The 15,750-nt window shown below is 70.0% G+C and carries 17 protein-coding genes; 2 read left to right on the top strand and 15 right to left on the bottom strand.

Going from position 1 to position 15,750, the window contains the following annotated elements:
• Positions 1–26 precede the first annotated feature (26 nt).
• The 4 genes from KBX50_RS33085 to KBX50_RS30290 form a co-directional block, all read right to left on the bottom strand.
• Positions 27–1,295 (bottom strand): AAA family ATPase, encoded by a 1,269-nt coding sequence (locus KBX50_RS33085; protein ID WP_247674716.1) that lies wholly within the window; start codon positions 1,293–1,295, stop codon positions 27–29.
• A 450-nt stretch (positions 1,296–1,745) separates the two neighbouring features.
• A complete protein-coding gene (locus tag KBX50_RS30300; RefSeq protein WP_210941285.1) occupies positions 1,746–2,396 on the bottom strand; it encodes a hypothetical protein in 651 nt (216 codons plus the stop codon).
• A gap of 219 nt (positions 2,397–2,615) precedes the next feature.
• Entirely contained in the window at positions 2,616–3,071 is a 456-nt protein-coding gene (locus KBX50_RS30295; RefSeq protein ID WP_210941284.1) for a DUF4262 domain-containing protein, read from the bottom strand.
• Positions 3,072–3,123: 52 nt separating this feature from the next.
• A complete protein-coding gene (locus KBX50_RS30290; protein ID WP_210941283.1) occupies positions 3,124–3,480 on the bottom strand; it encodes a hypothetical protein in 357 nt (118 codons plus the stop codon).
• A gap of 404 nt (positions 3,481–3,884) precedes the next feature.
• Between KBX50_RS30290 and KBX50_RS30285 the strand changes: the two genes are divergently transcribed.
• Together KBX50_RS30285 and KBX50_RS30280 are read left to right on the top strand one after the other, a co-directional pair.
• Entirely contained in the window at positions 3,885–4,478 is a 594-nt protein-coding gene (locus KBX50_RS30285) for a hypothetical protein (protein WP_210941282.1), read from the top strand.
• Positions 4,479–4,617: 139 nt separating this feature from the next.
• Positions 4,618–5,127 carry a DUF2199 domain-containing protein gene (locus KBX50_RS30280; protein ID WP_307871118.1) on the top strand — a complete coding sequence of 170 codons (510 nt, stop codon included), beginning with the start codon at positions 4,618–4,620 and terminating at the stop codon, positions 5,125–5,127.
• Positions 5,128–5,241: 114 nt separating this feature from the next.
• Here the strand turns inward: KBX50_RS30280 and KBX50_RS33900 are convergent, their stop codons facing one another.
• The 11 genes from KBX50_RS33900 to KBX50_RS30230 all read right to left on the bottom strand — a co-directional run bounded on the left by KBX50_RS33900 (position 5,242) and on the right by KBX50_RS30230 (position 15,194).
• Positions 5,242–6,069, bottom strand: coding sequence for a DUF6236 family protein (locus KBX50_RS33900; RefSeq protein ID WP_374224756.1), 828 nt, complete (start codon positions 6,067–6,069; stop codon positions 5,242–5,244).
• A 748-nt stretch (positions 6,070–6,817) separates the two neighbouring features.
• The gene (locus KBX50_RS30275) at positions 6,818–7,642 is read right to left on the bottom strand and encodes a hypothetical protein (protein WP_210941281.1); all 825 of its coding nucleotides are present in this window, start codon (positions 7,640–7,642) and stop codon (positions 6,818–6,820) included.
• A gap of 433 nt (positions 7,643–8,075) precedes the next feature.
• Positions 8,076–8,450: a hypothetical protein gene (locus KBX50_RS30270; RefSeq protein WP_210941280.1), complete on the bottom strand. Its 375-nt coding sequence runs from the start codon at positions 8,448–8,450 to the stop codon at positions 8,076–8,078.
• Between the two features lie 92 nt (positions 8,451–8,542).
• Entirely contained in the window at positions 8,543–8,752 is a 210-nt protein-coding gene (locus KBX50_RS30265) for a hypothetical protein (RefSeq protein ID WP_210941279.1), read from the bottom strand.
• Positions 8,749–9,882, bottom strand: coding sequence for a M23 family metallopeptidase (locus KBX50_RS30260; protein WP_210941278.1), 1,134 nt, complete (start codon positions 9,880–9,882; stop codon positions 8,749–8,751). Before KBX50_RS30260 ends, KBX50_RS30265 begins: the two co-directional genes overlap by 4 nt.
• 146 nt (positions 9,883–10,028) lie before the next feature.
• On the bottom strand, positions 10,029–10,766 hold the full coding sequence (locus KBX50_RS30255) for a GGDEF domain-containing protein (protein ID WP_210941277.1): 738 nt from the start codon (positions 10,764–10,766) through the stop codon (positions 10,029–10,031).
• A 97-nt stretch (positions 10,767–10,863) separates the two neighbouring features.
• Positions 10,864–11,820: a MarR family transcriptional regulator gene (locus KBX50_RS30250; RefSeq protein ID WP_210941276.1), complete on the bottom strand. Its 957-nt coding sequence runs from the start codon at positions 11,818–11,820 to the stop codon at positions 10,864–10,866.
• Positions 11,821–11,985: 165 nt separating this feature from the next.
• Entirely contained in the window at positions 11,986–12,324 is a 339-nt protein-coding gene (locus KBX50_RS30245) for a histone-like nucleoid-structuring protein Lsr2 (RefSeq protein WP_210941275.1), read from the bottom strand.
• A 145-nt stretch (positions 12,325–12,469) separates the two neighbouring features.
• On the bottom strand, positions 12,470–13,630 hold the full coding sequence (locus KBX50_RS30240) for an FAD-dependent monooxygenase (RefSeq protein ID WP_210941274.1): 1,161 nt from the start codon (positions 13,628–13,630) through the stop codon (positions 12,470–12,472).
• A 242-nt stretch (positions 13,631–13,872) separates the two neighbouring features.
• Positions 13,873–14,352 (bottom strand): hypothetical protein, encoded by a 480-nt coding sequence (locus KBX50_RS30235; protein ID WP_210941273.1) that lies wholly within the window; start codon positions 14,350–14,352, stop codon positions 13,873–13,875.
• A gap of 110 nt (positions 14,353–14,462) precedes the next feature.
• Positions 14,463–15,194 (bottom strand): hypothetical protein, encoded by a 732-nt coding sequence (locus KBX50_RS30230; RefSeq protein ID WP_210941272.1) that lies wholly within the window; start codon positions 15,192–15,194, stop codon positions 14,463–14,465.
• Between the last annotated feature and the right edge of the window lie 556 nt (positions 15,195–15,750).

The following is a 15,750-nucleotide window of genomic DNA, read 5'->3' as shown; positions in this document are numbered from 1 at the left end:
GATGCTGCCCTCCTGTTGGTGGGGGTTTAGAGCTGGTTGCCGAGGGCCAGCGGCAGGATCTTGGCTTTGGCGAAGGCTTGGCCGACGGCTTTGTGGACGACGTCGCGGTCCTCGACCGGGGCGAGGCCGATCAGGTTCGCGGTGGCGGTGTCGATGCCGAGCACGTCGGTGATCCGTTTGAAGGCGAGCAGTTCCCGTAGCTGGGGTGCCCAGCCGATTTCGCCGCTGTCGTACTGGGTGGCGAGGTTGCGGGCGGCGCGCACCATCCGGGAGTCGACGCCGAGCGCGGCGGCCAGGTCGTAGTCGGAGGACACCTTGACCTGGGTGGAGAACCGGGAGGCGAGGGCTTCGGTGAGCACGGCGCCGTGCACGCCGGGGTTGTGGCCGGCGACGGTGTAGAAGCCGGGTGCGGCGGTGACGACCCGGCCGGCGGCGGCCTTGAGGATGATCTGCCGGCGGCCGTCCATGGCCGGGTAGACCACGGCGAGGACCTTCGGCTGGATCAGGGTGGCGTCGTCGATGAACAGCACCCCGCCGGCTTCCATCGCCCGCGGTAGCGGGCCGGGCACGAATTCGTAGCCGCCGCTGTCGGTGGGCACGTAGTCCCCGACGATGTCGCCGACGGTGGTGTCGCCGTCGCCGGGCACTGTGTACAGGTCGGTGCCGAACGCGGCCTCGATCAGGGAGGTCTTGCCGGTGCCGGGTGGCCCGTACAGCAGCACGGGCACGTCGGCGTCGCGTAGGTCGCGCAGCACGTCGACGTCGGGGCGTTTGGCCAGCAGCCGCGGGTAGTACAGCTGCCCGTTCGGGCGCCGCACCGGCCCGCTGGTCGGCTTACGCGGCCTCACCGGCGCCGCCGTCGGACGGGTTGTGGTGGCCGGGCGGGTGGCGCTTGTGGCCGACGGCGGTGATGGGATGGGGGTTGCCGGTGCGGTGGCGGAGGCCGGTTGAGCTGGCTGGGGCTGCGCCGGCGGTATGGGGGTCGGGTGCGCCTGGTGTTCGGCCGTCCCGGCCGGGGTGATGCGGTATCGCTTGGGTGAGCCGGGCAGCAGGTCGGCGTGGCCGCGTTCGGTGAGCCGGTCGCAGGCCTGACCGATCGCGCCGGAGGACCGGCCGAGAAGGACCGCGGCGATGTCACCGACGTCCATCGCGCTGCTGGCGTTGGCCAGGACGGCGAGGACCTGGTTCTGCAACTCCCCGGCGCGCAGTCGCGGTAGCCCGCTGACCGCGTTGATGCCACTGCCGGTCGCGGAGCCGCTGGGGGTGGTGGGTGTGCTCGCTGTCGGTGTCGTCATCGCTGGTCCTCCGACGCCGCCGGTCGGTGCGGCGGGGACACGACCACCGTCACCCGCCACGGCGCTCACGTCCTGGTCGCGGCTGGTGGGCGGTGGTGCGGGGTGAGGCTCCATGGTGTTCCTCCTGTCGGAATGGGCAGGAGGTGGCCCCGCCTCCGGCGCGGCCACCTCCCGAAACGGGAACGTTGGTCGGCGCCGCCGGACGGGCCCTCGGATACGGGGCGTGGCGGGCTACCGGTGGTGGTGCCGGAGTGAGGCGTCGGTCAGCTACAGAACGCGCCGCGGATACCGCGGGAGCGGTGCCGCTCGCGCCGTTCGTTCAGCAACGCCGGTGCGGGCAGCAGGTTCGTGTGGTGGCGGCTGACGGGCATCGGATGGCGCTGGCTGCGGATCTGCGCGGTTCGTTAGGACCGGCGGCTACCGGTGCCGTGGCCGCGTCAGTGGAGGGCGCTAGTCAGGCCACTCCTCCCAGTTCCACGTGCCGGCACCGACAGCGAACAGGTCATCGTCGTCCGGGCCGACGAACTCCCGCACACCTGCGTCGTGCAGCAGGAGCACGTCGCCGCTGGCGAGTAGCTGTCCGGGCAGGAAGTCGGGCAGCGATCCGTCGCGGCGCCACTGCGCGTCCAGATCGGCCATCAGGCGCGCGACCACGTCTCGGGTGAAGCGGGGCCTGTCCCAGCCGTTCCAGCGCGGCGGCCCGATCTGGCACGGGTACGGGCCGCCGTGCGTGCCGGATATCCGGACCACGGCGGGACGCCACGGCTCCCCGTCGGCGTCGCGGCTGCCGGTCGGGGTGAGCTGCCGGGCGGCCCCGACACCGACCGCGGTGGCCAGCAGCACCGCGATGGCCCGCCACGCCCGTCCGATCGCGGTGACGGTGTCGGCGACTATGCCGTCGAGGTCGTCGGGGTCCTGGCTGATCGTGTACCGCAGGTGGGCGTCGGTGATGCCGGTGACGTGCTCGATCAGGACCGCGCAGAGTCGAGCGGACTGGATGTCGGTGGTGGCGACGCGCGGGTCGGCCCGCAGGGCGGTTTCGTCGAGGTCGTAGCCGAACAGGGTGCAGACCCGCACCAGCGGGCTGTGCGATGGAGGCATCGTGTTCTCCCAGAAGGATCGTCAGCTCGCGAGGACGTGGTGGCGGCGTGCACTGGCTGCAGGCGGTCCGTCCTCGCGGCGACAGGTGGGCGGGATGGGTGGTCTCGTGTTGGGCATGACAAAGCCCCACGCGGGGCGCGCGGGGCGGGTTGATTGCGAGCACCCGCTGGCCCGCGACGGATGGGGGCTGGTGTACGGCTGCCAGGCCGAGTAATTGGGCTACGGGCGGGCGAGCAGTGGTTGGACGTGTGGCGGGTAGGCGTAGCCGTCGTCCCACGGGAAGCGCCCGTGCTTGTCCGGCCACACGATCTGCCGCAGGCGCACACGGTCCTTGCCGTATCGGGCGTAGGCCGTGCCAGGATGCAGCGCCTCGGTGGCCAGCCCGTCGACGATCGTTACGTCATAGCCGACGATGAGGTCGTCGAGACGTTGGTCGTGGACCAGTGGCGGCATACCACCGTGTAGGCGGTGGGCCAGGTCGTTGAGCAGTTCGTGGGCGATCAGCGGATGGAGGCCGGCGATGATCAGCTCGGGAAGGTGGCGTTCGGTCAGGCCGACGGTGTAGGCGAACGTGGCGTCGGTGTCGCCGGGCTCCGGCACGGCAGCGGTCACCGACCAGCCGACGTCGTCGATGTGCTCCTGCTGCCGTCGGAGATATTCGTCGAAGGCAGGCATGCGGTTCTCCTTCGCTCATAGGCGGGGCATGGATGTGGTGAGGTCCCGGCCGTCACGCGGCGAGGCGTACGGCAGCCGTCACGGGATGCCGCATCGGCGCGGACCGGCTCACCGCAGGGGCGGGGCGCGTGGGGCGGAACCAGCCGACGAAGGTTTGCGCGACAACGGCGACGGCCGGAACCTGCGCACGTCCGGACGCGAACCGTCGGGGGCGGCGGGCGACGTCCTGTGCCCGCTGTGCGTCCCGCAACGGTGGACACGGGTACACCTCGTGCACGCAGCGCAGGTTGACGCACCGGCCGCGGCGGTGCGGGTCGGGTTGGTGATCGGCGGTGACGCGCATGGCCATGCGCCACAGCAGGACGTCCGTAACGTCGTGCGGCACCTCGGCGGGAGCGGCGGGCAGCATCGAACGGGTCTCCTTCAGGGGAGTGGATCGGTGGGTGGTCACCACCGGCGTGCCGCCATGGCCTGGGAGCCGTCCTACCGTCGGGTCCGGCGGTGACCGCACCGATGGACGCTCGACTTTGCGGTGAGATCAAGTCGTCCACCGGGTGACAGCGGACAGACAGATCCGGTGGACGGTCAGGTCAGCGGCCTTTCGCCGCAACGACCCCACGGGCAGCGGCTTCGTTGGCGGGACGTCCGGCCATCTGCTGAAGCGGATGGTCAGTTGCCAGATGGTGACCAGGTCCGCAGAGCTCACGCTCGCCGGCAACTGGTACGGCGGCGCCCTGCTCGATTGACCTGCGCAGACGAGGACACAGCGTCGCGGTTGAGGTTCACGTTCGGGGTAGGTCGTAGGCTTCGGGCGTGACGGTCGGGCGGACCAGTGGACTGACCACACCGCAGGGGCATTTCCTGCACGCCGTGCTGCTCGGGGATCGTTCGTTAGCGCGTCGACTGCAGCTACGAGCCGAGCAGGATGCGACGGCATGTGCCGCGGTGCTGGAGGGCGCGTTCGTCGTGGTGATCGGTCGGCTGCGCCAGACTCGGTTCGGTCCGGCGGAGACTCGCTTGTTCTCTCAGCGGGTGATGGGACATGTCCGTGCCGACTCCGGGGTCACAGTCGATGACGTATCGCGGATCATCTATCGGGAGCTGGGAAACGTGGTGTCCGGCGATGACGTCGTCCCTGCGCATAGCGTTGTGGCACAGCAAGCGGTGGTCGCTGCCGCCACCACTGAGCTGAGACTCACGCCGGGTGAGATCGACCGCGTGATCAGTGAGGCCGAGTCACTCGCGAGGCAGTGGGCTTTCGCGCTCGAGTCCTATCGGCCCAGCCTGCTGATGCGCTGGCGCTTCGAGCTAGCCGAGGGCCGCTGGTACGGATCCGCCGGTCGAGAGCGTTGGGCTGCCGAGCGGATGGGCGCCTTCGTCACCTGGTTAGGCGCGCTCCGGTCATGAACGCCGGCGAACCCGCCACCATTCGTCCCGCTGCTACGGTCCGGGGTTGCCGCGTAGACGCATACGGTCGGCGGCATGACGGGACATCGGGCCGTCGGCACCATGTCAGCAGGGTGGGCGAGGCGGTACCGTCTCGTTCGTGATCGACCAGGGGTTCGTGTGTCACAGCTGTGGACGGCGGCATGAAGGCTTGCCGTTCTCGTACGGGGCTTCAGCCCCGGCCTACTGGCGGGACGAACTCAGCAGCGACGAACGCAGCGTGCTCGAGGACGAGACATGCATCATTGCCGCACAGCACTACTTCGTCCGTGCGCGCTTGGTCGTACCTGTCCTTGACGCCGACGCAGACTTCGAGTGGGGCGTCTGGGTGTCGCTGAGCCGAACGAGCTTCAGCCGGATGCTAGACCTCTGGTCGACGCCAGGGCGAGAGCAGGAGCCGGCGTACTTCGGTTGGCTGTCCACCGAGCTTCCGGCTTATCCGATCGAAACGCTGAACCTCAAGACCAAGGTGCATACTGAGCAGGTCGGCATCCGACCACACATCGTCCTCGAGCCGACCGACCATCCTCTGGCGGTAGAGCAACGCAACGGCATCACGGTGGAACGAGTACAGGAGATCGCGGAGCTTCTGCTCCATCACGAGAGCTGATCGCGCTGACCTCACGCCACGTCCCTGCATCGGCAGGACGGATCTATGGCACCGTCTTCGGCTGATACGGGGCACCCTGCCGTTGGTGGCCAGCGGCGTGTAGAACAGTCAGAGTCAGGAGCCCTGGGGCCGGTGTCTGGTGCCGCTATACGTGCCGCGGAGTATTCTTCGCGCCCGATTGGCTAAGGTTTTCGGCGTTAAGCGATCGCGCACGTCTAAAAGGTAGCCGACCTGTGAGCTGGCCTTGGCTGATTTCCGGACGCAATTGACTTGCCACCATGCGCTACCTATGGCAGCCAATGTCCCCGCCGCCGTGGCTGCCTCGGGCGACATTGTAAGGGCGGTGGAAACTGCGGCAGGTGGCACGAACGAGCCGGCCACGATGAGCGACCTAACGGGCTCTAGTCTGTGCAGCGCTAGCCCTTTCTCAAGCTTGCGTAGAGGTATCTCCACTGTGTGCTGGACGTGCTCGGTAAAGGCCTCAAGACGTCTACGCTTGATCGGCATTGAGGCCAGTCCAGCCAGCTCCTCGCGCTGACTGGCGACGTGCTCGCGGAATAGGGCGAGCTCCTCGCTTAGGTCATCCCGGCACTGAAGAATCTTGTCGGGTGAGATGCTCGAAAGATTTGCGGGCCGAGCGTACTGCAACGCCAGCATTACATAGGTGTCCACGCCCTCGTCAGACCCGGTAGCACCGTCCGCCGCCTCAGCCGGTCGACCCAGAAGGAGACCTAGCGCGGCCCCGACATCGCTGCTTGCTGTGGCAGTCTTCAAATCGACTTGGTCCGTGAGTGGCTGAAACCGAGCCGTACTGCTGATCTGGCCGGCGAGGGCCGTCATGTAGGCGCCAGCGACCGCCGGGTGTACTCCGATCCAGTCTGCCGGTGGTCCGAAGTGTCCCCAGACTGGTTCTGAGGACCGTCCCACCTGAGCCAGTCCCATATCGCTCAATTGTTGGAGAACGTCCCTCGGGAACTTCGTTACGTGGATCCATCCGAGTTGCGGCTCTCCGTGCGGGCCGCCCTGAAACTGATGTTCGCCGCCCCAATCGGCATGCGCCCTGGCAATGCTGAAGTCTCGCATCAGTCGATCCGCGTTCTTGTGCAGTGCTGTTGCCAGATCCCAACTAAGAAACGGCATCAGTTGCCCGGGGTCTTCATCGAGCAACACCCTAGCGTCAAAAAACGTCCGTGCAGTGTCGCTATCTTGCTTATTGTAATCCGCTGGTACGAGCCGGCGTACAGATGGCCAGTACAGCGCTGCCATCTTAAGCCAATCATCGTCACGTATGTGCACGAATGGGAAGTAGAGGCCCGGGTCTTGCATCGCATCCTCAGATCGGTCGACGGCCTTGCGGCGCCCGCAGTGTAGGCGGGCTTCACGATCGACATTGTCATCTAGACGACAGCGGTCGCTCGCCGCATCGCGGCCAAAGGTTTTCGAAGCCGACCGATGCCGTCCGCTAAAGCCGCCTACCCATCTCGATCCGCACGTCAAGGGCATCGCGGGAGCCGCGTATCCCTCCGAGACTCGACGTGGATCGCTGGGCCGAGAGGTCAGTCGTCGTTCTGCCGATGACTTCGGCGGGGTGTAGCACTCTGCGGCCGCACCGACCTCTGTCCTTGGGCCTGTACGGTGACCCCCTCATGATCGCGGACTTGAGGGGACGCGAGACCGGGTAGCGGTCGGTCTAGGCGTCGCACGGCTGTGCTTGCGGCCTGGCGAGCTGCCACGGCCATTGGTAGGCACCGACGGCATAGCAGCCGTTGTCGTCCGGGGGTACGCGATCGTCCTCAATCCAGCGGCTGTCGATGCCGTTGTCGTGCTCCCATTCGACGATGGCCAGGTTGCCGTCGAATCGCAGGCGGGGGTGTTCGCCGGGCATGTCGCTGGGGTGGAGGTCGGTGAGGTGGGTGGCCATGCGTTGCACGGCGAAGCGGGGGAAGCGGCACAGCAGACCAGTTCCGTCGCAGGTGGTGTAGTCGACGGCGACCATGGCGCGGTAGTGGCCGTCGCCGACCTGCCGGCAGGTGACGGTCGCGGGGGTCCAGGTGGCCAGCGGCGGGGTGATGTCGGCGCGGGTGTCGGCGATGCGGTAGCGGTCGTTGGTGTGGTCGCGGGTGGGGTCCGGGTGCAGACCGAACCAGTGCATGCCCTGCTGGTGGGCGAAGCGGAGCAGGTCGAGGAGGTCGCGTCGGCCGTCGAGGTGGCCGCTGCGGAGGGGCAGGAATCCGTGCCCGTCCTGGGCGGGTATCGGGTTGCCGGTGGCTCCGGTGGGGGTGTGGGTCCAGGTGTCGGCGCGGACGCGGTGGGCGGTGCCGTCGGCGGCGTACCAGTGGGGGAGGCCGTTGGAGGTGAGCCAGTCGCCGTCGGCGTCGTGGGACCAGATCAGCGCGGCCTGGTCGGGCATGCCGGCTGCGTACTGCTGCCGGGTCCTGTGGTGGGCGATGGTGGTGGCGGCGTGTTCGGCCAGGGGGAGGATCTGGTCCACCCGCCACCAGAGGCGACGTGTCATGGGCGGCGTGCTCCTTCCAAATCAGGAGGGCCACCCGGGTGCCGCGCGGGGGCGCGGGCCGGGTGGCCGTCGGTCGTGGGATTGGGGTCCGCTGTCCTCGCGCGGACGGTGCGCGAGAGCGGCAGATGCGGCGTCCACGGGCGGCGGGGCGTCGTCGTGTCGGGCTCCGGGCAGCCGGTGTAGCCGCTGGTAAAGAGGCCATCATTCAGCGGCGGCTGGTCATCGAGAGCGCAGCCATGTGCGGGCCGAAGCCGCACAGGCCGGTGAGCACCGCCGGTCAGGAGGCGGTGAACTCGGCGTGTGCGTAAGGCAGTCGGCGCGACGTACGCGCGGGGCCGCGGCGTGGGCCTGGCGGTGGCCGGCGTGGACCGCGTGGTGCAGGGCGGTCTCCTCCGCGCGGCGGGTCACCGTCCTTGGAAGGGGTGACGTCGGGTCAGCGGGATTGCGCAGTGGGGTGCTGCGCTACCCAGAGGCGGGTCATGGCGCGCAGGTGCTCGATCTGCGCGGCCCGTCGGCCGATCAGCGCGTCGAGGCGGGGTCCCCGCGCCTGGAGGGCTCCGGTGGGGTCGATGACCGGGATCCGGTCGTCGGGCCCGGCGGCGAGGACCTCCTCGACGTCGCGCAACGCGTCGCGGAGGGTCGGGACGAGTCGGGTGATGTGGGTTTCGGTGCTGGCGAGCGTGGTGAGCACGTCGCGCAGTTCCGAGGCCACGGTCGGCTGGTCCGTGCCGGTGGGGACGGAGTCGGTGAGCGCGTGAGCGTCGATGCGTACGCCGCAGTACTTGAGCACAAGCTGAGTGTCGATCATGGTGCTGTCTCCTGGTTGGGTGCGGAGCTAGCGAGGGGTATCCGTCTGTGGTCGGGTGTGCTGGCCCGGCGGTGGCGCTGTGTCGGCTGCGCCTACTCGACGTCGTCGGGGCGAAGGAGGTGTCCGCCGTGGTCGGCCGGTGAGAAGACGCCGTTGACCCGCGACCAGGGCCTCGCGCATGTGGTGCAGGTCCACGCCTGCCCGACACCTGGTGCGCCGTAGGTGGCGACGAAGGCGAGGGTTCCGGCCGCTTCGCAGTTGTGCTCGCCGCCGTGCACAGGGTCATCGTTCGTGGTGTTCATGCCGTGCTCCTGTCGGTGATGGATCGACGGTGTGCTGGTGCGACCGCCGCGTTTTGGCTGCTGCCGAGGGGTGCACCCTTGCTGGCCATGAAGGGCACGGGGTTGACCGCGCCGGCAGCGCTGGCGTCGCCGCGAAGGTGCACCTCGTAGTGCAGGTGGGGGCCGCTGGACCGGCCGGTGGAACCGACGACGCCGATGGGCTCACCGACGGTGACCTGCTGCCCCACAGTGACGATCGGCGGCTTGTCCAGGTGGCAGTAGCGGGTCATGACACCGCCGGGGTGGTCGATGTCGACGTACCAGCCGCATCCGGCGGTGAGGTCAGGGTCGCCGTCGCGGTGGCAGCCCCACTCGCGTCCCGTGCCGCGATCGATGGCGTTGCAGCGGACCGTGCGGACAGTGCCGGCCGACGCGGCGCGGATGGTCGTGCCGCGGGGGACGCTGAGGTCGACGCCGTCATGGCCCGGCCGCTCGCGGCTACGAAACGCGGACCCGACTGGGGCGAGCACCGGCTGGATCCACGGGCCGGCGGGCCCGCAACCGGTCATACCGTGTGCCGGTAGGCGGGTGTGGACGGCGATGGCGGTGACCAACTGCGCCGCCGGGTGTTCCCACGCCGCGTAGGCGTCCGGGTGGGCGCTGGTCTGTACGGCCTGCGCGGCGTCGGTCAACGGCATGCGCTGCCAGCCGGTGACCGTGAGCAGCTTGGCGTAGAACGCGGCGGCGGCGTAGGCGGGATCCTGGAGCTGTACCGGTGTGCCCCAGCCCTGGCCGGGGCGTTGCTGGAACAGGCCGACGGAGTCGCGGTCGCCGCCGGGCAGGTTCCGCAGGCTGCTTTCCTGCATCGCGGTGGCGACCGCGATGACCCAGCCGCGGGCGGGGACACCGAGCCGGGCACCGGTGGTGACGATCGTCGCCGCATTCGTGACCTGCTCATCGTCCCAGTCACCGACCCGCGGCCAGGCACCGACTGTTTCCGCCGGGGCGGCGGTCGGTTCGGTAGATGGGTGGATCGGCAGGCAGGCGTCGGCGGTGGTGTTGCCGGTCAGCAGGCCACCGAGCCCTCCGGCGCAGAGCACGACCACGGCGACGACCGCGATGGCGGCCGTCACGAGGGACCGGATCTTCATGGATGCCTCCAGGTGTCGCCGAGACAGGAACGGCCCATGGCGGGCCTGGCCTATGGCGTGGCCGGTGCCAGGACCCGGCCCGGGTTGGTGGGGAGCACCGCCGCAGCTAGACCGCGTGCGGGAAGGGTCGGGTCCTGGTAGTGGCGTCAGCGGGGGTGTGGTGTGGGCCAGTCGCGGGGGCGGCCGCCGCTCGGGGTGTCTCCCATGTGGTCGGCGTAGCCGTGCACCACACCGCCGTGGGCCTTGGCCCAGTACATGGCGATGTCGGCCAGGTGCAGCAGAGCCTCGGGATCGTGGCCGGCCTGACTTGTGCTCGTGTAGCCGACGCTGGCGACGATGTCGATGCGCTTGCCGTCGAGGACGAACGGGACCTGGCTGACCTCCGACCAGGCACGGGCGGCCACCGCGGCCGTGGTGTCGCCGCCGCCTTCGATGATGAGGGTGAACTCGTCGCCGGAGAGCCGGGCGGCGAACACGTCCGTGCGGGTCAGTCGGCGGAGCCGTTCGGCGACCTGGGCCAGCAGGGTGTTGCCGGCCCGGTGCCCGAGCCGGTCGTTGACTAGCTTGAACCCGACGAGGTCAACAACGATCACACCGACCTCACGGCAGGTCGCGGCCGCGTGCGTCAGCTGTTGGATCGCCGCACGCCGGTTGGGCAGGCCGGTCATGTCATCGATGGTCGCCTGCCGGTGGTACCGGTCGCGTTCGACCCGCAGGGTGTCGACCAGGGTGTGCGCGTTCGCCACGACCCGGTGAAGCGTCCGGGCCCGGGTCCGGGCGCGGGTCAGCAGGGTCCACAGGCGCAGCGCCCACAGCCCGGCGACGGTCAGCCCGGCGAGGATTCCGCCTGCGGCGGTGAGGACAGAGGTGAGTGTCTGAGACACTGGTTATCGCTCCTTGTAGGCGAAGGAGCACCGGGGGCAGGCGTCAGCGCGCCAACGTCTTACGCCCGCCCCCGGGCTGCCACGGGTGAGGGCGCCGCTACGCGGCCTGGTACGTCGCGACCGTGGTGTCCAGTCGCGTGACGGTGCCGGCGATGACGAGCTTGTCCAGGGCGTTGGCCACCGCTCCCGCGCTGGCCTTGTTGACGTTGCCGCCGCCGTGGGCCTGGTTGATCAGCTTGCAGATCTCGGCGATCTTGTAGGCGGTGTCCGGGTGGCGTCGCAGCAACTGCTGCACCTGGTCGCGCAGTTCGCCCTTGCGGCGTCGGGGCCGCGCCGACGTCCGGCGGCCCCCGCGCTGCGGCCTGCTGTCTGCCGATTGGTCCACCTGCGCCGGTGCCGGCTGCGCGACGTGCACCGGTGAGGCGGCCTCCGATGTGCTGGCACGGTCATCGGGGCCCGGTTCGGCGCCGGGCTGGTCCTGGCCGGCATCACTGCTCGCCGCAGCACCTTCGGGCGGCGACGCCGATCGCCTGTCTCGCGCGGGCGGTGCGTCCGATCCGGGCTCTGCCTGCTGTTCGTCGGTCTGCTCAACCGTCACGACCGGAACTGCCGCCTGCTGCGGCGGCATGCTGGTCTGGTCGTGGGCTGCCGTCGTGTCGTCGGTGTTCTGGTCGGCAGGCTGGTGGTCCTCGACGGGTGCGGCGGTCTTGGGCTGCGGGTCCTGCTCCGGCGGGCTGCCGTCGCTCGGTGGCGCATCGTCTGCGGCGGGGTCGTCGTCGGGTGGTGGGGCAGGCGGCGTGGGGATGCGGCTACCGCCGGCGACAGCCGCGGCGGCCGTGGCACCGGTGTCGGTCACCTTCCACAGCGTGGTGCGCTGCTCGGTGCGGATCCGCTCGGCGTAGCCGGCGCTTTCCAACTCCCGCAGTTTGGGGGTGGTCGTGGGGTAGGCGATGCCGACGAACGCGGCGATGCTCGCGGCGGTGGCCGGGCCGCGCTCGGCCAGCGCGGTCAACACCCGCTCCAGGGTGGACGGCTTCGTGGTGCTGTCGATCATGCGATTCCTTCCTGCCTATCGGGTGCGCATGGGTGCGGGCGTGCACTCATGCACGCTTCGACCCGAGCCCGGATCAAGTCGTGTGGGATGAACTCCCCACCTACGGGCCGCGACGCCCCCGAACCGCGGTCGGCGGATCGTGGTGTCGCGGCCGTACCGGCTGGGCTACTGGGCGGCGGCGTAGGCGTCGCGGACGGCTGCCGGGATCGCGCCTCGGGTGCGCGGTTCGGGTAGCTGGTGCTCGCGCCAGTGGGTGGCCCACCACCGTCGGATGTCGGCAGTGCGGCTGGCACCGGCCTTCTTTGAAGTCGGTGTAGTGGTGGGTTTCGGGAGACGGCGGGCGACGGCGATGAAGGGCTGGAAGGCGGCAGCCATCCGGTCAAAGTTGGGGCGGGACAGGTCGATCTCGTACCGCACGCCGTTGAAGGCGAACTGATAGGTGCCCACCTCGTCGGTGGATCCGTCGAGGTCGTCGTAGACGACGCTGGTGGTTCTGACAGCCATCGGCTCGGGTCCTTTCGCATCGGAGACACAAGAAAGCCCCCGGCCGGTGCGGCAGCGGGGGCGAGGAATTGAGGGATCGCGGGCCTGGATGCCGCAGAGGCGGATCCGATCCGGTGGGTCTTCGGCCCGGTGGAGGCGGTGGGGGTTATGAGGTGCCGAGGCCGAGCCTGGTGCCGATGACCGGGCCGTGCCGTACTGCGGCGACGGCGGCCGGCAGGTGCCGGCGTTGCCACCCGTGCAGGGCAGCGGGCAGGTCGGCGTCGTAACGGCGGTGCTGGGTGAGCGCGACGGCCAGCCCGGCGGCCTGCTCGATGCCGTTGTTGGCGCCGCGGGCGGTGTGTGGGCGCACCGGCGCGAGAGCGTCACCGAGCAGGACCGCGTGCCCGTCACCGACCGGCCACACCATGCGGGTGGGCGGATCGATGTCCAGCACCGGCACGGCCATCCGGGTGGTGGTGGCCGCCACGACAGCCGCATGCTCCGGCGGCAGCAGCTGCGCGGCGTGCTCGTCGACATCGGCGCGGGCGGCCGGGGTGACGTGCCGGGGCAGGGCGAACACCCGCCGGGCGGGCTCCGCACCGAAACGCCGCTCGTACTGCGCAGCGGTGCAGCCGAGGTAGAACGTCCAGTCGCAGCCACCCGGCACCGGCGCGATATTGAACTGCGCACCAGGGCACGGCTCCAACCGGACAAAATCGTGCAGGCCGGGCTGCGGGGCGCGGTCGGCGATACCGCGGTGCGCGACGTAGCCGGCATAGCGCAACACCCGCGCGGGGTCCAGCAGCCGACGGCCGATCGAGGACCGGCCGTCAGCGAACACGACCAGGTCAGCCGGGTCACGGCGGCCGTCGGCGAAGGTCAGGACCGGCCGGCCGCCCTCGTGGGTCAGACCGGTGACCCGCATCCCCGTGCGCACCACGCCCGCCGGAACCCGCGCGGTCAACGCGCGATGCAGCAGCGTCCAGGTGGTGTTGCGGCCGGGATAGGTGCGCAGGACAGTCTGGTGCGGCCGGCGGTCGCGGACCGCGACCTGCCGGATCGTCTCGGAGTCGTAGGCGACGACCTCGCGCTGCGCGATCCCGAGCCGGTCGAGCACGTCGAGCGCGGTGTGTTCCAGGCCGATCAGCCCGCCGCCGCGCGGGGCGGACGCCGGCATGGCTTCGTAGACGGTGACGTCGAAGCCGGCCCGCAGCAACAGCAGGGCGACCACGGGGCCGGTCAGGCTGCCGCCAACCACGGCGACGCGCAGCCGACGCACACCGCCGACAAAGGCGGTGCGAGCGGCGGGATCAGGGTTCGGGTCCATCAGAGTTCCCTTCGAGATGGGGTGGGAACCCGGGCACGGCCGTACGGCCGTGCCCGGGGGTTGCGCTTTCTGCGCGGGGTTAGCCGGGCAACGGCCAGGTCGTGCGAGTGCGGGCGGGTCTCAGTCCGCGACGAAGACGGTCAACAGGCGGCAGCGGGAGACCCGGCGAGATCCGGAGGCGGGGCGGCCACGCCGGCGATCAACGCAGGTGTCTGCCCCCGGGAAGAGGTGTAGGGCGGCCCTTACGCCGGCCGGGCGGGTATCGACGCCCCAGCTTGGGGCGGCCGGCGGGGTCGGCGGCGGGCGACGGCCGGCCGTAGGTCGGTGTCGATGGTGACCATGTCGAAGCCGGCGGCGTGGCCGGCGCGGAGCAGGTCGAGCAGCCCTCCGTCGTCGAGGACGATCCGAGCCTGGATGAAGGCGTGCGGGCGTGGTGGACCGCCGAGCCATTCGGTCCAGGTGATGCCGTGGACGAACCGGCAACCGTCGGCAGGGCGGTGGAACGGCTCCGCGGCGGCGTCGTCCGCGGCCGGGCTCGGGTGGACGTTCCCGTCGAGGTAGAGGCGGTCGTCGAGGTCGCCGCCGCAGTCGCGCATCAGGTGCAGCGCTGGCGGAACATCAGCGGTGATGGTGCCGTCGAGGTCGACCCGCTGGCGGGCAGCAACCGCGGCGTCGGCCAGTCGCCGCACCGTCGTCAGGTCGAACCAAAGTCGCAGGGGCATGCGAAATCACCCTTTCGAGGACTGGGGAACTCAGGTCGAGGGTGGTTGGGGCCCAGCACGGGCCGTCGGTCGCGCGGCAGCCGCCGCTGCGGGCCCGGCTGGTCGTGTGGTCACGCCTGGAGGTCGACGGCGAACAGCCGCTGGTCCTCGTCGAGGGAATCCAGATGGCGGGCGGCCTGCTCCAGATACGTGATCCGGTCAGCGAAGAACGCGCTGGCCGGTTGCAGCCGGTCACCACCGGCGGTGAGGAACGCGTCGGTACACAGCGCCCACAGGGCGTGGTAGTTGGCGTATGCGCTGGCACCAGCCTGGAACATCTCCAGGTCCCCCACGTCGAGGCGACCCGGCCCGTACGTGGCGGCGTTGTGCATCCGCATGGCCTGCACCCGCGGCTGCCGGTGGAACTCCGCGGTCGCAACATCGAGCGGGTAGGCCGTCGGGTCGGACAGATGCCGCTGCAGGAACGCCGGCCACGCCGTGGCGGCCTTCGTGCCCGCGACCACGCGCGCCCAGTGGGCGTGGCGCACGGTGGCCCCGACATAGGCGCCGTGACGCATGCCTGCCAGATCGAGCAGCCGGATGGGCCCTCCGGCGCAGTACCGGGGTCCTGCCGCCGTCTTGCGCAGGTCGATCAGCTGCCGGCGCTGCCACGGGTAGAGGGCAGGCGACGCCCAGAACCGGGCGCAGCTGGTGCCGGTTACGCCGAGGTGGCGGTGCAGGTTCCGGGTGCTGTCGAGCACCTGGGACAGCTCCCCGGACACGCAGACGATCATGGTGCGGACGACTGCCGGCGGGATGGCCACGGAGGCCGGAGTGGTGACGGTGGCCGTCTTTTTGGCCATACGGTTCCCCTCGCTGGTAGGCGTGCTGCAGGCACGCGGAGATGGCCGGGCCACTGGATGCGTGGTCGCCGGCTGATAGGTGGGCTGGATGTGGTGCGGGGGTGGTGGTGCGACCGTCGGGGTCGTCGCGGGCTGCTGGGCCGACCAGGCCGGTGAGGGCGGGTGGGCGTCAGGCGCCGGGGTGCGACGACGAGGGTCCGAGGGTGGGACCGACCGGGGTGGAGATAGATGAGGGTGTTGTTGTGCCGTGAACCGTAGCGGCCCGATCTGTCAGCACGGAGAGAGCAGCAGAATCAGCGAAGGGCTAGTGACCTGCGGTGTCAGCAGCGGACGGCAGTCAAGAACGGCTTGGGTAGCGGCCTTGACAGAAGGTCGTGATCTGACAGGGAAGAGCCCCGTCTGGCCCTTGGCGGCAGGTTGACAATGGACGCTAGTGCCGTGACCACGAACGTTTGGGGTGTTGGGTCAGGCTGCGCGGGTGGCGGGTTGGCCCCAGCGTTGTTGTCGTTCGCTGCGGATGCGGGCGCGTTCGCGGCGTTGGGCGGCCAGGACGTCG

The sequence above is a fragment of the Micromonospora sp. C51 genome (assembly GCF_018070435.1).
GTDB classification, from domain to species: Bacteria; Actinomycetota; Actinomycetes; order Mycobacteriales; family Micromonosporaceae; genus Micromonospora; species Micromonospora sediminimaris.
The sequence above is the reverse complement of the archived record's forward strand: the minus strand, read 5'-3'. Positions and strand labels throughout refer to the sequence as shown.